The sequence below is a fragment of the Myxococcales bacterium genome (genome assembly GCA_023898405.1).
Classification (GTDB): Bacteria; Myxococcota; UBA727; order UBA727; family JABDBI01.
On record CP060221.1, the window covers coordinates 366,759 to 382,971 of the forward strand.

At 39.5% G+C, this 16,213-nt stretch carries 15 protein-coding genes and 2 pseudogenes; 9 read left to right on the forward strand and 8 right to left on the reverse strand.

What is annotated here, in order from left to right:
* Nucleotides 1-64: 64 nt before the first annotated feature.
* Nucleotides 65-523 (reverse strand): hypothetical protein, encoded by a 459-nt coding sequence (locus tag H6731_01775; protein ID USN51165.1) that lies wholly within the window; start codon nt 521-523, stop codon nt 65-67.
* A 111-nt stretch (nt 524-634) separates the two neighbouring features.
* Nucleotides 635-814, reverse strand: a complete 180-nt coding sequence (locus tag H6731_01780; GenBank protein ID USN51166.1) for a hypothetical protein — start codon at nt 812-814, stop codon at nt 635-637.
* 516 nt (nt 815-1,330) lie between these two features.
* On the opposite strand from H6731_01780, the gene H6731_01785 reads away from it, so the two are divergent.
* Nucleotides 1,331-2,248 (forward strand): hypothetical protein, encoded by a 918-nt coding sequence (locus H6731_01785; protein ID USN51167.1) that lies wholly within the window; start codon nt 1,331-1,333, stop codon nt 2,246-2,248.
* Between the two features lie 182 nt (nt 2,249-2,430).
* Here H6731_01785 and H6731_01790 read toward each other — a convergent pair.
* The 4 genes and pseudogenes from H6731_01790 to H6731_01805 form a co-directional block, all read right to left on the reverse strand.
* Nucleotides 2,431-3,049, reverse strand: a pseudogene (locus tag H6731_01790) (recombinase family protein).
* A 136-nt stretch (nt 3,050-3,185) separates the two neighbouring features.
* Nucleotides 3,186-3,757, reverse strand: a pseudogene (locus H6731_01795) (IS6 family transposase).
* A gap of 153 nt (nt 3,758-3,910) precedes the next feature.
* A complete protein-coding gene (locus H6731_01800) occupies nt 3,911-4,633 on the reverse strand; it encodes a hypothetical protein (protein ID USN51168.1) in 723 nt (240 codons plus the stop codon).
* A 105-nt stretch (nt 4,634-4,738) separates the two neighbouring features.
* On the reverse strand, nt 4,739-4,915 hold the full coding sequence (locus H6731_01805) for a hypothetical protein (GenBank protein USN51169.1): 177 nt from the start codon (nt 4,913-4,915) through the stop codon (nt 4,739-4,741).
* A gap of 690 nt (nt 4,916-5,605) precedes the next feature.
* Between H6731_01805 and H6731_01810 the strand changes: the two genes are divergently transcribed.
* Complete coding sequence (locus tag H6731_01810) at nt 5,606-5,908, forward strand: hypothetical protein (GenBank protein ID USN51170.1); 303 nt, start codon at nt 5,606-5,608, stop codon at nt 5,906-5,908.
* Between the two features lie 9 nt (nt 5,909-5,917).
* Here H6731_01810 and H6731_01815 read toward each other — a convergent pair whose 3' ends face one another.
* On the reverse strand, nt 5,918-7,633 hold the full coding sequence (locus H6731_01815) for an ABC transporter ATP-binding protein (protein ID USN51171.1): 1,716 nt from the start codon (nt 7,631-7,633) through the stop codon (nt 5,918-5,920).
* Nucleotides 7,626-9,407, reverse strand: a complete 1,782-nt coding sequence (locus H6731_01820; protein USN51172.1) for an ABC transporter ATP-binding protein — start codon at nt 9,405-9,407, stop codon at nt 7,626-7,628. The genes H6731_01815 and H6731_01820 overlap by 8 nt, the downstream gene beginning before the upstream one ends.
* Before the next feature lie 306 nt (nt 9,408-9,713).
* Between H6731_01820 and H6731_01825 the strand changes: the two genes are divergently transcribed.
* The 7 genes from H6731_01825 to coaD all read left to right on the forward strand — a co-directional run bounded on the left by H6731_01825 (nt 9,714) and on the right by coaD (nt 16,207).
* Complete coding sequence (locus H6731_01825) at nt 9,714-10,529, forward strand: IS5 family transposase (GenBank protein USN51173.1); 816 nt, start codon at nt 9,714-9,716, stop codon at nt 10,527-10,529.
* 122 nt (nt 10,530-10,651) lie between these two features.
* Nucleotides 10,652-11,332, forward strand: coding sequence for a deoxyribose-phosphate aldolase (gene deoC, locus H6731_01830; GenBank protein USN51174.1), 681 nt, complete (start codon nt 10,652-10,654; stop codon nt 11,330-11,332).
* A gap of 18 nt (nt 11,333-11,350) precedes the next feature.
* Nucleotides 11,351-12,658 (forward strand): thymidine phosphorylase, encoded by a 1,308-nt coding sequence (locus tag H6731_01835; protein USN51175.1) that lies wholly within the window; start codon nt 11,351-11,353, stop codon nt 12,656-12,658.
* A 109-nt stretch (nt 12,659-12,767) separates the two neighbouring features.
* A complete protein-coding gene (locus H6731_01840; GenBank protein USN51913.1) occupies nt 12,768-13,616 on the forward strand; it encodes a purine-nucleoside phosphorylase in 849 nt (282 codons plus the stop codon).
* 117 nt (nt 13,617-13,733) lie between these two features.
* Nucleotides 13,734-14,549 carry an IS5 family transposase gene (locus H6731_01845; GenBank protein ID USN51176.1) on the forward strand — a complete coding sequence of 272 codons (816 nt, stop codon included), beginning with the start codon at nt 13,734-13,736 and terminating at the stop codon, nt 14,547-14,549.
* Between the two features lie 266 nt (nt 14,550-14,815).
* Nucleotides 14,816-15,268, forward strand: a complete 453-nt coding sequence (locus H6731_01850) for a hypothetical protein (GenBank protein USN51177.1) — start codon at nt 14,816-14,818, stop codon at nt 15,266-15,268.
* A gap of 450 nt (nt 15,269-15,718) precedes the next feature.
* Complete coding sequence (coaD, locus tag H6731_01855) at nt 15,719-16,207, forward strand: pantetheine-phosphate adenylyltransferase (protein USN51178.1); 489 nt, start codon at nt 15,719-15,721, stop codon at nt 16,205-16,207.
* Nucleotides 16,208-16,213: the final 6 nt, after the last annotated feature.

A 16,213-nucleotide genomic window follows, 5' to 3' on the forward strand; every position in this document is an offset into this window, starting at 1 on the left:
ATTCTTGTAATTTCAGCATTTTTTATTTGTTTTGCTTTTATTTTATCGCTTTAAATTAGGGATATTAAGCTTTGTTATATTCGCTTTTGACAAAGGCTTTTAATTTTGCCAAAAAACTACGCACTTTTGGTATAGGCCCTTCGCCAAATTCTTTTTCATATAATTCTTGAGTCCTATCAAAAGCACTGCTCAAATCATTCAAGTCCGTTTTATTATCGATTCCTAAATAGGGATAATGTTCTAGGTAGTACCCAAAAATAATATCGCAATCTTTTTGATATGCCTTAGTATCGAGAATATGCATGTGCCAAAACTCATCTATGTCTTCCGATGGGGGTAACTCGTATAGATGGTCAAATTTTTTCTTTAGAATTAAGTAGTTACGGTAAAGCTGGCAGGTTTGCAGAGCATGTTCTTTTTGCCATCCCATTTGGTGAACTAATTTTTCGATGATATTAGAAAAATCTAAATTATTGATATATTCAATTGATTTATTCGACTCTGATTTGTCAGTATTTATCATGTTAAATACCCCATAAATTTTTTTATGCAATTTTATAATTAAATTAATTTATTGCAATACAGAGCCCGAACCCTTAAGTGTTGAACGAGTATTAAGTGGGAAAGAATTTGCTTACAATTTCTTCGCTTCTTCGCAAGCGTTATTAAATAATTCCTTAAATTCCGATACAAACTTTTTAAGTGATTGATAACAGTTTGTACTCAGCGCACTTTCATAGTCAGCTAGACTAAAAGTTGACCGGTAGTACCAAGAAAATGTTGAGCCAAAATTTTTACGTGACCTCGACAACAAATTGAACCCACAATCTGTTGAGGAAATAATGGCTGTCCTAATACAGGTGCGCTGCCCTGCGTGTGGAGATACTGAAACGATAGTTACGTTTGGTTACACCCACAACGAAAAGCAAGGTTATCGTTGGCAATCGGCAGAATGTAAAAAAGCTAGCCTTCAGTCCATAAATATATAGCTATGCTTGAGCGCGAAAGTGATCCATCACGCACTGTGAATTTGGCCTCACTCTATGATTTCAACATTTTCTGGACACGACCACAATTTTTCTAGCCCCCCCTTCAATTTTGCGACACTACCAACCTAGCTTTTTCTCGAAACTCCGGAGTATAACCCTTGAATCGCCTTTTCATTTCTTCTTCCTTTATGGCTACAGCTTTCCTCGTATATTACTGTCCGAAAAGTCGGGGGAGGATCACTTAATTATCGGTGCTCCGAAAAGAATTCTCGAAACTCTTGCCAAACCATGACGGCAAAAAGAAAGTGGCAAATAAAGAACCATGTTAGGGAACAAACACAATGCGTAAATTTTTCTTTATCCCGGTTGCTACATTCATATTGTTAATAATTGTCATTTTTTGGAATCGAGATAAGGACAGTCATTCCCAAAAAGATAGTCAGCAGGTTACCTCGACAAAGAATAAAACAGATCATAATCCCAAGGAAGACAAGTTTGATAACGAAACTGCACTGAATGAAGACAGTCCACACACTAAAACGATGAAAGTAAACGTCAACGAAATACTGAGTAAATTGGCCAAAGATTTAAATAGGGCAGCATGCATGCATAGAAGAGAAACTCTCTCGCACATGATTAAAGAACAAGATCTAGTACCACTGATTTCCGTCTTGAGTGATATTGCCAAGGATCAATGTTTACATTTGCAGATACAAAACAAACGTGCCCTACTAGATGCGGAAATAAATAATGAAAATGCAAAGGCTTTTCTTAGAGACCTTGAAGAAGTGACTGAAAACAGTCGCGGTATGGAACACTTAAAGTTGTTTAACAATGTGATTCAAGAGCTTGAATCGAAGCATGATGACGATCTAAAAAAACAGTTTTTCCTCACCCTAGAGAAATACGTTCAGGATGCATCTACCTTGATAGAAGCTAACGTAGCGGTTCATACTTTGAATAACCTGTTAGAGAAAAGAATTTTGAACCAACAACCTGCGGATGAGATTGAGCTGCTCCAGAATGAAATTAAAATTGAAACAAATAATTATTACACTCAATTGAAACTTAGAAGAAGTAACTACACGGAATTGGACGATTTGAGCATGACTAATGAAGAAATTATCAAACGCTTGGGACCAGAAGGCATAAAATACGCAATTCAGGATAGTTTAAAAAAAGAATTGCAAATTGCCGAAAAATTCAGGGAAAGAATTTTGAAAATTCTTCGTAAAGAAAAGCAGCTTTGGCCCAATTAAAGCTGATATGGATTTTAAGTTAGGCGAAGCTACAGGCTTCGATATTCACGTTTTGGTCATTCAGCGGCACCGAGTATAGTAAGTATAAACCGCTTTTTTTGAAAATGCCCATCTACCCTTCCCTAACATTTGGTCCTAAAATCTCAATCGGCTACGACATAATTCCCATTGTGGGCTCCTAGCTAATAACTTCTTTGCTCTAATAACTTCAACCCATCTCCACGAAGCTCTCCTTGAGGAGAAACATGCCTGTACAAAGTTTGCCTGCTGATTGAAAGCTCTTTGCAAAGCTCTCCTACTTTAGTATCGGTCTTACCCATAGCAGCTTGAGCATACCTTAATTTGGCAGGAGTCATTCTAAACGGTGTTCCTCCTCTTCTTCCACGAGCGCGAGCTGAATCAAGACCGGCTTTGCTGTGCTCAGAGATAAGCTCACGCTCAAGCGCTAACAGCCCAAAAAATACCAAACACCAATTTACCCGAGGTAGTGGTGGTATTTATAGTACCCCCTTGTCCTGGCAAAACTTTAAAACCAATGCCACGTTCTGTTAGTTCATGGACTGTATTGACCAAATGCTTTAAAGAACGACCTAGCCTATCAAGTCGCCATGCAACCAGCACATCGTTTCTTCTTAATGCCTTCATTGCTGCATTGAGCCCTAGGCGCTCATCAAGCTTACCTGAAGCTTCATCTTGGTAAATGTTTTGCTCTTCTACTCCTACTGCTATCAATGCATCTTTTTGCACATCCAATTTTTGTGAGCCATCAGACTTGGAAACCCTCATGTATCCTATCAACATCTTTATCACCTAAATGATCGTTTATAGAGCACCCCAAAATCAGCCTAAAATCAATCAAATTGTTGCTCCATAGACCGTAATATAGGTAGTGTTGCAAGCAATGGCAGAGTACAAAGAGGCCCTTCAATAGGTTAAATTACATTTCAAGAATTGGGTCACTTAGTCCAAATTGCCTGTTGATGTACTTTTTAATTGATAGTGAACTTTTATCCATTAAGTGGTAGAGCTGACCATTGAATAGCATATGCATTGTTTCAATTCCGTGAATTATATTGACGGCTGTCTTGTAAGAGAAATAGCCCAGCTATGCCGCGCTTTCCATTTTATCCTTCTGTGTTCCTGCTCTATAATATTATTTAAATTTGCTTTGCCTAAGTTTCACATTGAGACACCTACCTTCACTTTGAAGTTGAGATAAGGCAGCCGGATATGATGGGTGGCGATCAACAGTTAAAGTCAGCGGCTCAGCACTCCTGCCTAACCTTGATAACTTGCCTAAAAACAGCTTGGCAGCTTTTGTATCTTGGGAACATAGTGCTGAACCCAGCGGTAGATTGTTGTATGATCAGCATTTAGACCACGCTCTTTCATCATCTCTTCTGGGGCACGATAACTGCCCCTGTAACAAAGATACCAACGTACGCAAAGAAGGATTGCTTCGCCTTGATAATGCCGCCATTTAAAATCTGATGAAGTGTGTTTTCTCATCCATCAATAGTAGTAAAAATGGAGTTCACTCACAAAATCAGGATTTTTTGCAACACTACCTTTATATGGCTAAGGTGGAGAAATACGCAATTGACAACAAAAAACAAAATCGAAACTTAAATCAAAATGATTTAAACTGCAGTGTTGCACTACTTAGCGCGATGGATTCACCAGAGCCTTTAGTGTTTTAATTTCCCAGAAGTCTTTTAAGGATGATTGATTCCAAGTCGGGTCCCCCACAATAGTTATAAATTGATCATAAGAAACGCCAAATTGAGGATCTTTATTGAGATGGTCATCTGCGTACTTATAGAGACGGTTGAAATAACCGCAATAAGTAGTCTCGCTCATATAAGCTAGGGCGACTACCTGATACAGCTGATTTTTAACTCTTCTATACTGCTCGTTCGAAAATTGAGGATACACCCCTAAGGTTTGAAGAGCAGATTCTACGCATGCTGCTACAGCATTTTTTAATAATCTCTTTGCTTCATTGGCAATGGTTTTTGGCTGAAAATCTTGGCTCGTTCTATTAAACAGCGGAGTCAGTGCCTTGTCTATGGCTCCAAAAATAGCAGAGCCTACTGCATCTTTCATTGGAACAAGGTTTATCATCACAAAGCTTAAAGAAAGGCTAAAAAGCGCCTTGGGGTTGTTCATCTCAGGCTTTAAGACACTCACACTATTTGTTTGTAGTGCAGAATACAAATTTTCCCTTAAAGCATCCACTTGGCTTTGATAGTTTTCTGGACTCAACAAATCGGTCAATTCGCTTTCGGACCAGTTGCCAAGATTTACAATCTCCTCTGCCGTTCTATGAGCATGAAGTGAGAGTGCGCTAAGACCTAATAAGAACGAAGCAACTAAAGTTTTCATTGTTTCCTCATTAGCATAATTAGTTTAGTGGGGACCGCCCTCTTTTTATCTTTGATTAGCCTAGCAGGTTCATTATAAATCTAATCGCGGTGCTTAAGCTTATAGTCAGCATAAAAGCCTTTTGGTTCTAATATTCCGCATTGGGAAGGCTTCTTCTGCTATGCCATCAACTTGTTCCCAGTCATATTCAATCGTGCGAGTTGCTGGCTCTTCAAAATCTGGTGGAACAGTGCCCATTTTTAAAGACCTGAGAATGTCTAAAGTCGCTTTTGGCTCTTTCATGAATGAAATCTTTTGCGGAGTTTTAGTAGCAATGGAACAGAAAACCCGCATAAAGGTTTAGAGTGTGCAATCTGAAGAGGGCATTCGATAGTCAGCTATGCCAGAAATATGGTCATGATCATTTTCCCAGAGTGGGTTATTGTACCAGCCCAAGACTCAGAAAAAGATATAAATGAAGCATCTGCTGCTCTAAGAAGCTGTTTTAAAAGCCTTTAAACGTTGCCAATCTTTTCACCATTAGGCAAATCATACATATTTTAATGAGAAGTTCTGAGATATGGGGATAGCGTTCGTAATCTTTACCACGACACCAACTATCGTAAAAAAATCAAGTTCAGCCGGGGCAGAAGAAGATCTGTTATGTGACTGAATTTTGCAGCGGTTACATCTGTTGAGTAACTCATTTAAGACCCATACTTAATTTATGGGTTATATGAACTCTGTGCTAGGTTTAGACACTTTTAAAACTACCTCTAAGTCCGATACTATGCACGATATCGTGCTCTGATTGTTCATTAACAGATATGAATTTAGTCTCAAAATTTAGGTTTCAACAATTTTAGGACATGACCCAAGAGTCTATCCAATACTGGTTGATTTTAGATAAATTAACTCTTCTAACCAGTCCACTTGAAAATAAAAATTTTGTTGATAAAATTTCTCGTTTGTCGACGGGAGAGATTTATTTTCATGAAAATTATTTTTTTTATTTCTATTCTATATTCCTGCTTAAACATAGCCTCTGGCGAACAAACCTATGAGCTTCTAAGAAAGGATTATGAAGAAGTCTACTCGCCTGAAAAAGCTTTCGAAAACTACCAGAAACACCTGCTTTTATCTGAACAATTTCCTGCAGGGGAAGTTCAAAAAGATATTACAGAAAGGCTGCGCGAGCTGAAAAAGCACTATCAGAAAGACTCATTTCCTCGTTCAATCATGTCTGCTGCTCTAAACATCATGAAGCATTTTGCGCCAGATAAACCTGTTCAATAATTTCTGATTTTACTTTTGCAAACGAAGAGAATGGGCGTAAATGCCGTCTTTGGCTATCAGTTGCTGATGAGTGCCCTGCTCTGCTATCTGTCCTTTATCGAAAACTACTATTCGATCACAATCCATAACCGTAGCCAAACGATGAGCTATGATCAGCGCTGTGCGATCCTCTAGAAGTTTTTTGGTTGCCTTTTGCAATCGCCACTCGGTACGCGCATCGATACTGGCAGTCGCCTCATCCAGCACTATAATGGGCGGATTAGCAATAAGCGCCCGAGCAAACGCCAAGAGTTGACGCTCACCTACTGAAAAGTTAAGTCCCCGAACTTCTACTGCAGCCAAAAGCCCTCCTCGTTTTTGAATTAATGCTTCAAGCTGCACGGTATGCAGTGCTTGCCATATTTCTTCATCGCTCACATTTTTTTTGGCAAAGCTGAGATTATCTTTAATGGTGCCTTGAAACAAAAAGACTTCTTGGGGCACCACTGAAATAAGTGTGCGCACGTCTCTCAAAGACATGTGATTTAAATCTTTGCCATCGATAAAAATTTTACCTTCACTCAGCTGATAAAAGCGATTCAATAATTTTATGATGGTGGATTTTCCTGCGCCAGTGCGCCCAACCAAAGCAATGTGCTCACCTTTTTTTATTTTTAAATTAACATTATGCAAAACTCTTTTACCATTTTGATAGGCAAAACTTATCTGAGAAAATTCAATCTCCGAGTTAAAGTGGGCTTTGTGTTCTTGGGCCTCATCATCCTCTTCAGGCCACTCCAACAATTGGTAAATACGATCAAGCGATACCATTGCGCTCTGAAACACAGCAAAACGATTAGACAACTCTCTAATTGGCTGAAAAAAGCGAGAAAGCGCTTCTAGAAAAGCTACCACCACACCGATGGCAAGAACACTATCTTGCTTGAGATTAAAGGCTCCCCACAAAACTGCGGCACTTGCACAATAACTCAAAGCATCTACAAAAGAATAAATAGCCGACTCCAATAAAATTGCCTGACGATTGGCCACCAAATACTCTTGATTGAATTTTTTAAATTCATGAGCGCTGTCTTGAAGTCTACCCGCCCCCTGCACTGTAGCTATTCCCGATAAGTACTCTTGCAAATAAGCATTTAAATTCGACAATACTCCTCGCACTGATATAAAGGCACGCTTGGTCCAGTTGCGAAAAAAGTAGATTCCTAAAAATAAAATCGGCAGAATCATCATCGAATAAAATGACAGATGTAAATCAACAAAAAACAACATAACAAAGGTACCAGCCAAAAATAGCAAATCTCCTACAATTTGAATGGCACCCATAGAAAATAATTCTGCAGCAGACTCGGCATCGTTGGTAAGCCTGGTAATTATTTTTCCCACCGGAGTATTATCTAGAAAGCCCATTTGCAAATGCTGAACTTTCTTAAAGGCTTTTTGGCGCAAGTCCTTAATTAAGCTTTGGCCGACCACTTGAAGGAAGTACCCCTGTCCCCACTCAACAATTGCTAAAAGTCCCACTACCAGCAAGAAAAGCAATGCAAAAGAAATAATTTTTTCAAATGAACCATTGAGCATGCCATAGCTCACAGCCCAACCTATGATGACCGGCTGCAAAACATTTAAAAGCGTCAATGGAACATAGAGAATCAAACCCAAAGTAAGGAAATATTTATAAGGCCTAAGGTCGGCAATCAATCTCTTTATCAGATCAAAATCATGCATACCTTTCTCCCCATAGTTCTTGATATAAAATATTTGATTCCAATAATTGTTGGTGATTTCCCCGAGCCACCACATCCCCTGCATCTAAAACCAAAATTTGTTGAGCATCTTTTATTGCACTCAAACGATGGGTTGCCACAATCACCACTCTATCTTTTAATGTTTCTTTTATACTCGAGAGAATATGCTCTTCTGTCTGCGCATCGACAGCTGAGAGAGCATCGTCAAGAATTAACAGCGATTTATTGGCAAGAAGAGCCCTCGCTAATGCTACCCGCTGTCGCTGGCCCCCAGATAAAGTCACGCCACGCTCCCCAATGACGGTATCCAAACCTTGGCTAAAATTTTTTATATCTTTATCAAGACTGACCTGCGCAATAACTTTAACCAAATCTTCTTCGGAAGCATGTGGAGCAAAAAAATTTATATTATCTCTAATGCTTCGATGAAATAAAAAAGGCTCCTGAGCCACCACACAAATATTTTTGCTAATCGAATTTAACTGCAAATTTATTATGTCGTGCTGGTTATAAAATATTTTCCCAGGATCGACCACTACTCTTCGATAAAGCATTTTAAGTAAACTTGTTTTATAAGAGCCACTCGGCCCAACAACACCTAGCATCTCACCTGCATGAAGCTTAAAGTTGAGTGGTATTTTATTTTCCTTGTTCAATTTTAAGTTGGAGACATGAATTTGATGTATGGCACTTATCTCATCAGAACCGTCAATAATGATGGGTCGAGATTTAAGAATTTCGTTGATTCGCACAATACTGGCTTTGCCTCGGCTCATGATAGAAATAACAAAACCTAAAGACATAGCAGGCCAGGTAAGCTGTAATATTCGCGCATTAACTTCTACCAAATCACCTACGCCAAGATGTCCCATAAAAATCATATTTCCACCGACAAACAATACCAGAGCAATAGCAAAACCGATCATCAATCGCATAGTTGGCAACATTAAATTTCTCAGCTTAGCAAGTCTAACCCCAGCCTCGTAGGCATCGTTATTTGTTGTATAAAAACGCTGTGCTTCAGCATCTTGTTGATGGAAAAGACGTATAAGATGCGCTCCGCTCAAATTTTCTTGCACACGATTTACTACCGCACCAAGACATGCTTGATAATTTTTGGTTGCCTCAAATACTCGTCTGGTCAGTCGTCTGGTAGCAAACATTACCAGAGGAAAAGGCAATAAGGCACACAGGGCCAAAATCATATCAATTTTGAATAAAAGTGGCACACTAAAAATAAAAACTATGAGCATGTTAAAAATGCTGAGCAGCACAAAGCCTGCCATCATTCTAATATTATTAACGTCACTGGTAAGATGATTGAGTATATCGCCAACCAAAAAGTGAGAAAAAAAATTATCGTCAAGCCCGCTAACATGCTTGATAATTTCTTCACGAAGGTCTCGCTCTACCATGCGACCAACATCAAAAATAAGGATACGACTTAAGGTTCTGACAACTGCTCCAAAGAGCGCCAAAATTATTATACAAGCGATAACACTAAGAACATCGTGAAATATCCACTTGGAAAATAAAATTGTTACTCTTCTTTCTCCGCTATTTTTAAGCAATTCAATGCCACTATTGATGAGCGACGGCAGACTCACTGCTAGAAGATTGGTAATAACAAGCGCTAACAGCCCAAAAAACATTTTTAATTTATGCGGCCCAAGCAATTTTAAAAAACTAATTGGCTGATGCTCCATGGGGATACCGTAAGCAAAAATTTCTTTAGAAAAATTTTTTTTAGACATGATGATTCCTACCAAAACTTAAATAAAGTGCTGAGCAATAACCTCTTCCTATATAAATAAAATTCATCTCTCATCATCCTTAAAAATTACATTTTAATTTAATTCCTTTTGCAGATTAATAAAATTACCCACAAAACTTTGGATAAGCTTGGCAGAGCTGAGAAACAAAAAATAATTTTATTAATAGCGCTTAGCATAAATATTTGAGTCTGCTTTAAAAATATTTACAACAGTCTCTTAGAGGCTGTAAAAAAAATCAATTTGGCAATTCTGGTTCAATAAATGTCGCTGTGACGAAAGTATGACGTGAAAACCTTTTTGAAAGGAAATATCATGTCGTGCTTGTATGAGACCTGTTTGTCAGATTGTGCCTGGGAAGTGATTGAGCCACTTTTTCCTGCTAACGCCAAACGAGGCAGACGTCGTGTCTATAGCTTTCGGAGCATAGTTGATGCCATATTCTATGTTTTAAAGAACGGCTGTGTGTGGCGTTGTTTACCCAATGACTTTCCTCCTCACGGTATTGTCTATCACTATTTTCGCACCTGGTCTGTTTCTGGTTTGTGGGCGGTCTTAAACTGCATTCTCGTGGCAATAGTCAGAACCTGTGCTGGCAGAGATGCAAGCCCCTCACTTGTTTCCATCGACTCCCAATCACAGACAGCGGAACCAGGAGTAGATGAGCGTGGTTTGGATGGGGGAAAGAAGATTAATGGAAGAAAGCGCCACATCGTTGTTGATACGATGGGATTGATGCTCCTATGCATTTGTACCGCAGCAAATGTATCTGATAGGGTTGCCGGCGAGGAATTGGTTACTGAGCTCAATAAGCGCGAGAAGTTTCCCAGATTAGCGAAGATTCTTGGAGATAACGCATATAAGAATTTGTCTTCAGGCTTGAGAGTAGGCGTAAGCACAGAAACTGCGGAACGTTTAAAAGGGCAAAAGGGGTTTGTACCACAAATATTTCGTTGGGCCGTAGAACGAACTTTTGCTTGGCTGAATCGAAATAGGCGTCTGGTGCGTAACTATGAGAAGAATACAAAGCATCAGGAATCAATGAACTACATCGCTAATGCAAGATTATGTATCAGACGATTGGAAAATTGGCTTACCACCTGAGATTTGATTTTTTTTACAGCCTCTTAAGCGAAGATCACCCTCCGGTATTGACCCTCTCGATAAAATTTAAAATCATTCGGACGTTCTTTAGGCAATCACTTTATAAAAAAGTTCAGTGTTACATGGCTAATTTAAATTCCTCTTCTCAAATTACTTCGAAAAAACTTGCTTCTATGATCGAACATACCCTTCTTGCTGGTGACCTCAATGAAGAACGCATCCTGACACACCTTAATGAAGCATTGAGGCTTAAAGTTTTTGGCGTGTGCATCCCGCTCGCCTGGGTGCCGATAGCCAAAGAATACTTGGCTCAATCATCGATCAAGATCATCACGGTCATTGACTTCCCTTTTGGACAAAAAAGCTGTGAAGAAAAAGCTCAAGAAGCCCGTGTGGCTGTTAGCTTGGGTGCCGATGAAATTGACATGGTGCTTGACTATGAGGCACTGATTGCAAAAAACTACGACAAAGCTCTCGAAGACGTTACAGCTGTTGTGCATGCAGCAGGACCTATCCCCGTTAAAGTAATAGTTGAAACAAGCGCGCTCGACAAAGCGCAACTTGCTTCTGCAATCACGATTGTCGCTCTATCAAAGGCTCAGTTCATTAAAACATCGACAGGTTTTCATAAAGCTGGTGCTCAAGCGCAAGACATTGCCCTAATGCGACACCTTTTACCTGATCATATTGGCATTAAAGCTTCCGGCGGTATTAAAGATTTTTCATCTGCACTCGCTATGATCAAAGCTGGAGCAACAAGGATTGGTGCATCCCGTTCGCAAGAAATTCTACAAGGCTGTTAATTTTTATGAGGTTTCATTGTGCAAGTTATCGAGATAATACAAAAAAAACGTGATCTGCGCCCACTTTTAAAAAAAGAAATTAATTTTTTGATCGAGCACTATGTCAAGGGAGACATCCCCAATTACCAAATGTCAGCTTTTTTGATGGCTGTTTGCATCAATGGCATGAATGAAGAAGAGATTTCATATCTCACCGATGCCATGCTCTATTCTGGTGAAGTTATTTCTCACCTTTCAGAAGGTCAGGCTCTGATTGACAAGCACTCTACCGGTGGTGTTGGGGATAAAATCAGCATTCCTCTTGCTCCTGCAATTGCTGCATGCGGTGTAAAAGTTCCCATGATCGCAGGGCGCGGCCTCGGACACACGGGAGGGACACTTGATAAACTCGAAAGTATCCCAGGCTTCCGTTGCAATTTGAGCAGTAAACAATATCAGGCTCAAGTGCAAGAAATAGGGTGCGTCATCATGGGGCAAACCAAAGATATCGCCCCCGCGGATAAAATGATCTACGCATTGCGAGATGTAACCGGCACCGTCGAATCAATCCCGCTGATTGCTTCTTCTATCATGTCTAAAAAATTGGCCGAAGGCATCGATGGTTTGGTTTTGGATGTAAAATTTGGTTCTGGTGCTTTTATGAAGGATATTGAGCAATCCCGCACTCTAGCATCCACCATGGTAGCCCTCGGCGCGCACATGGGCAAAAAAGTTACGGCATGCCTCACCAACATGGATCAACCTTTGGGAGTTATGATTGGAAACTCTTTAGAGATTATTGAAAGCATAGATATCTTGCACGGACGCGGCCCCAAGGACAGCCAAGAACTCACTGTTGAGCTCGGAGCAGAAATGTTGCTCTTGGCCAAAAAAGCTTCCTCACTCGAAGAGGGCCGCAAGCTCGTTGAACAATCTCTTTCATCTGGACGTGCGCTCGATAAATTTATTGAGATGGTGAAAGCTCAGGGTGGTGATACAAAATACATTATTGAACCTAAAAACTTTCGTCCCGCTCAACAAAAAATTGTTATCAAGTCCAAAAATGCTGGCTATATTTGCGAAATTGATAGCCGTTTTGTTGGTCTTGCTGCTGGACTGCTTGGCGGTGGACGTACCAAACTGACCGATGAAATTAATCCCAGCGTCGGAATCGAAATGCATGTAAAGATTGGCGATCACGTGGACAAAGATCAAGTTCTCTGCACTCTGCATGCAGATCAAAAAGGAATTGAAGAGGCAACACTTCGGCTTGAAAGCGCTATAAGTATTGTGCCCCAATCGGTGACAGCGCCGCTTTTATGTCAAGAACGCCTGTCAACTAACTAAATTTCTGGCAAATAAAAATTTTTATTTCTCATGCTTGAACTTTTACAGCCATTGCATGGCTGCTTACATAGTCTCAACAAAAAATTTTACAAGGAGATTCATTATGCAGATCGATATCAATGCCTTCAAAGAAGCCCGTGATTTTATCGTATCCAATACAGCGATTAAAGATTTATCTCCTCACACTGCTGTTGTTCTTGGTTCTGGACTCTCTCACTTTGCGGATAATTTAAAAAATAGCTCTTACGCAAAAGTAATTCCATTTAAAAATATTCCTCATTTTTCATCATCGACTGTTGAGGGGCATAGTGGTGAACTGATTGTGGGAAAGCTTACCAATTCTCATCCAATAATTGCTATGAGCGGACGTCTTCATTTTTATGAAGGCTATAATGCAAAGACGATCACCAATCCTATCCGTGTTCTTAGTCTTTTAGGTATAAAAAATTTAATCCTCACTAATGCTGCTGGAGCGATAGGTGATAACTACGAGCCTGGTCAGTTAATGGCTATAAAAGATCATATCAATCTTAGCGGTATTAATCCCTTGATTGGGCCCAATAATCCTGAACTTGGCCCTCGCTTTGTTGATATGAGTCATGCCTATGAACCGCGATTTATTGAATATGCTCTTAAAGCTGCTGAACAAGAAAAAATTACTATGCACCAGGGTGTCTACATTTCAGTTACCGGCCCTTCTTATGAAACCCCGGCTGAGATCCGCATGTTTAAAAGCATGGGAGCTGATGCTGTTGGTATGAGTACAGTTTTAGAGACAATTGTTGCTCGCCACATGGGCATAAAAGTTTTAGGAATTTCTTGCCTGACCAACAAAGCTGCTGGTCTAAGCACAAACACAATCACGCATGAAGAAGTTATGGAAAATAATGCTAAAGTCGCAATGCGCTTTTCTAGTGTATTAGAAAAAATTGTCGCACAAATTTATGCAGAAAAATAAATTTAAAAGAATCAAATATAAAAAACCAGAGTAAGCTCAAGCTAAGCGTTAGAGACTGTAAAAAAAATCAATTTGGCAATTCTGGTTCAATAAATGTCGCTGTGACGAAAGTATGACGTGAAAACCTTTTTGAAAGGAAATATCATGTCGTGCTTGTATGAAACCTGTTTGTCAGATTGTGCCTGGGAAGTGATTGAGCCACTTTTTCCTGCTAACGCCAAACGAGGCAGACGTCGTGTCTATAGCTTTCGGAGCATAGTTGATGCCATATTCTATGTTTTAAAGAACGGCTGTGTGTGGCGTTGTTTACCCAATGACTTTCCTCCTCACGGTATTGTCTATCACTATTTTCGCACCTGGTCTGTTTCTGGTTTGTGGGCGGTCTTAAACTGCATTCTCGTGGCAATAGTCAGAACCTGTGCTGGCAGAGATGCAAGCCCCTCACTTGTTTCCATCGACTCCCAATCACAGACAGCGGAACCAGGAGTAGATGAGCGTGGTTTGGATGGGGGAAAGAAGATTAATGGAAGAAAGCGCCACATCGTTGTTGATACGATGGGATTGATGCTCCTATGCATTTGTACCGCAGCAAATGTATCTGATAGGGTTGCCGGCGAGGAATTGGTTACTGAGCTCAATAAGCGCGAGAAGTTTCCCAGATTAGCGAAGATTCTTGGAGATAACGCATATAAGAATTTGTCTTCAGACTTGAGAGTAGGCGTAAGCACAGAAACTGCGGAACGTTTAAAAGGGCAAAAGGGGTTTGTACCACAAATATTTCGTTGGGCCGTAGAACGAACTTTTGCTTGGCTGAATCGAAATAGGCGTCTGGTGCGTAACTATGAGAAGAATACAAAGCATCAGGAATCAATGAACTACATCGCTAATGCAAGATTATGTATCAGACGATTGGAAAATTGGCTTACCACCTGAGATTTGATTTTTTTTACAGCCTCTAATTGAATTTAACTGAATTAAGTGGGCTTAATGTTACACCTGAAGAATAAGCTTAAAAAACTGCTGCACATGAAAAGATTACGCATATTTATTTAGAAAAATATTCATACTTTAGAAAAGCTCTTTTTGAGTCTGTTTACTATCAAAAAAAATCCATAGTCAAACAAAAAAACAGACCAAACAAATTAACAGTTTGATATCAAAATTTATTGCTAGAGTTTTACATAGTTAAGGAGAGCTTTATGCTTAGATACGTTCTTATGTTTTCATCAATATTTTGCACTTTCGCCTTTTCAGGCACACTTGATTACGAGTGCACCACGCGTGAAGGAGAGCTTATTCAGTTGCATTGGGATAACAATGAAATTGTTCACTCAACTCTCACCTATTTTGACCCAATAGGAAATGAACTAAAATTTTCCTATAGCGAAATGAAGAATCTTTCCAATGAGTATTTTGCACTTTCAGTGTTAGTTGATTTAGAAGGCCTTAATACAAGCTTTAGCTTCGAAAAAGAGTTCACATTTTGTGAAGGATTTCATCCTCGAGACCGTTTTGGAATGCCATTAGTTCTGCCTTCATCCTGTTTTCAACCCAGAGAATCCACAGGGAAAATGACCGTTATCTCCACTGACAGACAAGGGGGCACAATGGAAGAAAAAACCATGACATGTCAGGCAACTTGGAATCGATAAAAAATTTATCTACGTGAGTTTTCATTAATCGCCTGTGAAGTTGTTTGATCAAGTTATCGAGTTTAAGGTTTCTTATACTCATATTAAAGGTTCGGGTATTGCTTTTGAGATTGATATTTTCAATCTCAATCTCAACATAAAAAAGTTCCAGTTTTGCTAAGAGGCTGTTTTGAAAGTATTTAACAAATGATTTTTCGTTGACGGGGCAGATTGATACAGCTCGACATCAAAGTTTTTAAAGGGTCACTCATTAGTATAAAAATTAGCTGTAATGGAGCTAATTTTGGAGATAACTAGGAGGCTAAAATGGAATGCAAAGCTATTAAGCTGCAATAGCCATCCCCCTAACTTTTTGAAGGCTTACCAAAACAAGCACCTAAGCTAAATTATTTGCAAAACAGCCTCTAAGGAAGGATTGACATAATTCTCTCAAGCCATCACACATGCCACATGAAGAAAGCAATTTATCCAGGTAGTTTTGATCCGATCACCAATGGACATATCGATATTGTAAAAAGAGCTTTATCTGTATTCGATCACGTTCTTATTGCGATTACGCAAAATCAAGAAAAATCATCACTGTTTACTATAGAAGAACGTCAAGATCTGATTAGGCAAAGTCTTGATAGTGAGCGCATCGAAGTAAAAACTTTTGATGGCTTGTTGGTAGATTTTGCTAAGGACGAAAAGATCGGCTTTATTGTGAGAGGATTGCGAGCCGCAAGTGATTTTGAGTATGAATTTCAATTGGCGGCTATGAATCGGCATGTAAACTCTCAGGTTGATTCAGTATTTTTTATGACCAGCAGCGAGACATATTTTTTGTCATCGCGCTTGGTAAAAGAAGTGGCTATGCTTGGAGGAGATGTTGAAAAAATGGTTCCATCTCCTGTAGCGAAGGCTTTGCAAGAAAAAAGAAAACTCCATCAAAATATATGAGGCAGA

Coding starts and splice junctions, on each gene's coding strand:
- H6731_01775 (USN51165.1), bottom strand. CDS start 523: ATGATAAATACTGACAAATCAGAGTCGAATAAATCAATTGAATATATC.
- H6731_01785 (USN51167.1), top strand. CDS start 1,331: ATGCGTAAATTTTTCTTTATCCCGGTTGCTACATTCATATTGTTAATA.
- H6731_01800 (USN51168.1), bottom strand. CDS start 4,633: ATGAAAACTTTAGTTGCTTCGTTCTTATTAGGTCTTAGCGCACTCTCA.
- H6731_01805 (USN51169.1), bottom strand. CDS start 4,915: ATGAAAGAGCCAAAAGCGACTTTAGACATTCTCAGGTCTTTAAAAATG.
- H6731_01810 (USN51170.1), top strand. CDS start 5,606: ATGAAAATTATTTTTTTTATTTCTATTCTATATTCCTGCTTAAACATA.
- H6731_01815 (USN51171.1), bottom strand. CDS start 7,633: ATGCATGATTTTGATCTGATAAAGAGATTGATTGCCGACCTTAGGCCT.
- H6731_01820 (USN51172.1), bottom strand. CDS start 9,407: ATGTCTAAAAAAAATTTTTCTAAAGAAATTTTTGCTTACGGTATCCCC.
- deoC (USN51174.1), top strand. CDS start 10,652: ATGGCTAATTTAAATTCCTCTTCTCAAATTACTTCGAAAAAACTTGCT.
- H6731_01850 (USN51177.1), top strand. CDS start 14,816: ATGCTTAGATACGTTCTTATGTTTTCATCAATATTTTGCACTTTCGCC.
- coaD (USN51178.1), top strand. CDS start 15,719: ATGAAGAAAGCAATTTATCCAGGTAGTTTTGATCCGATCACCAATGGA.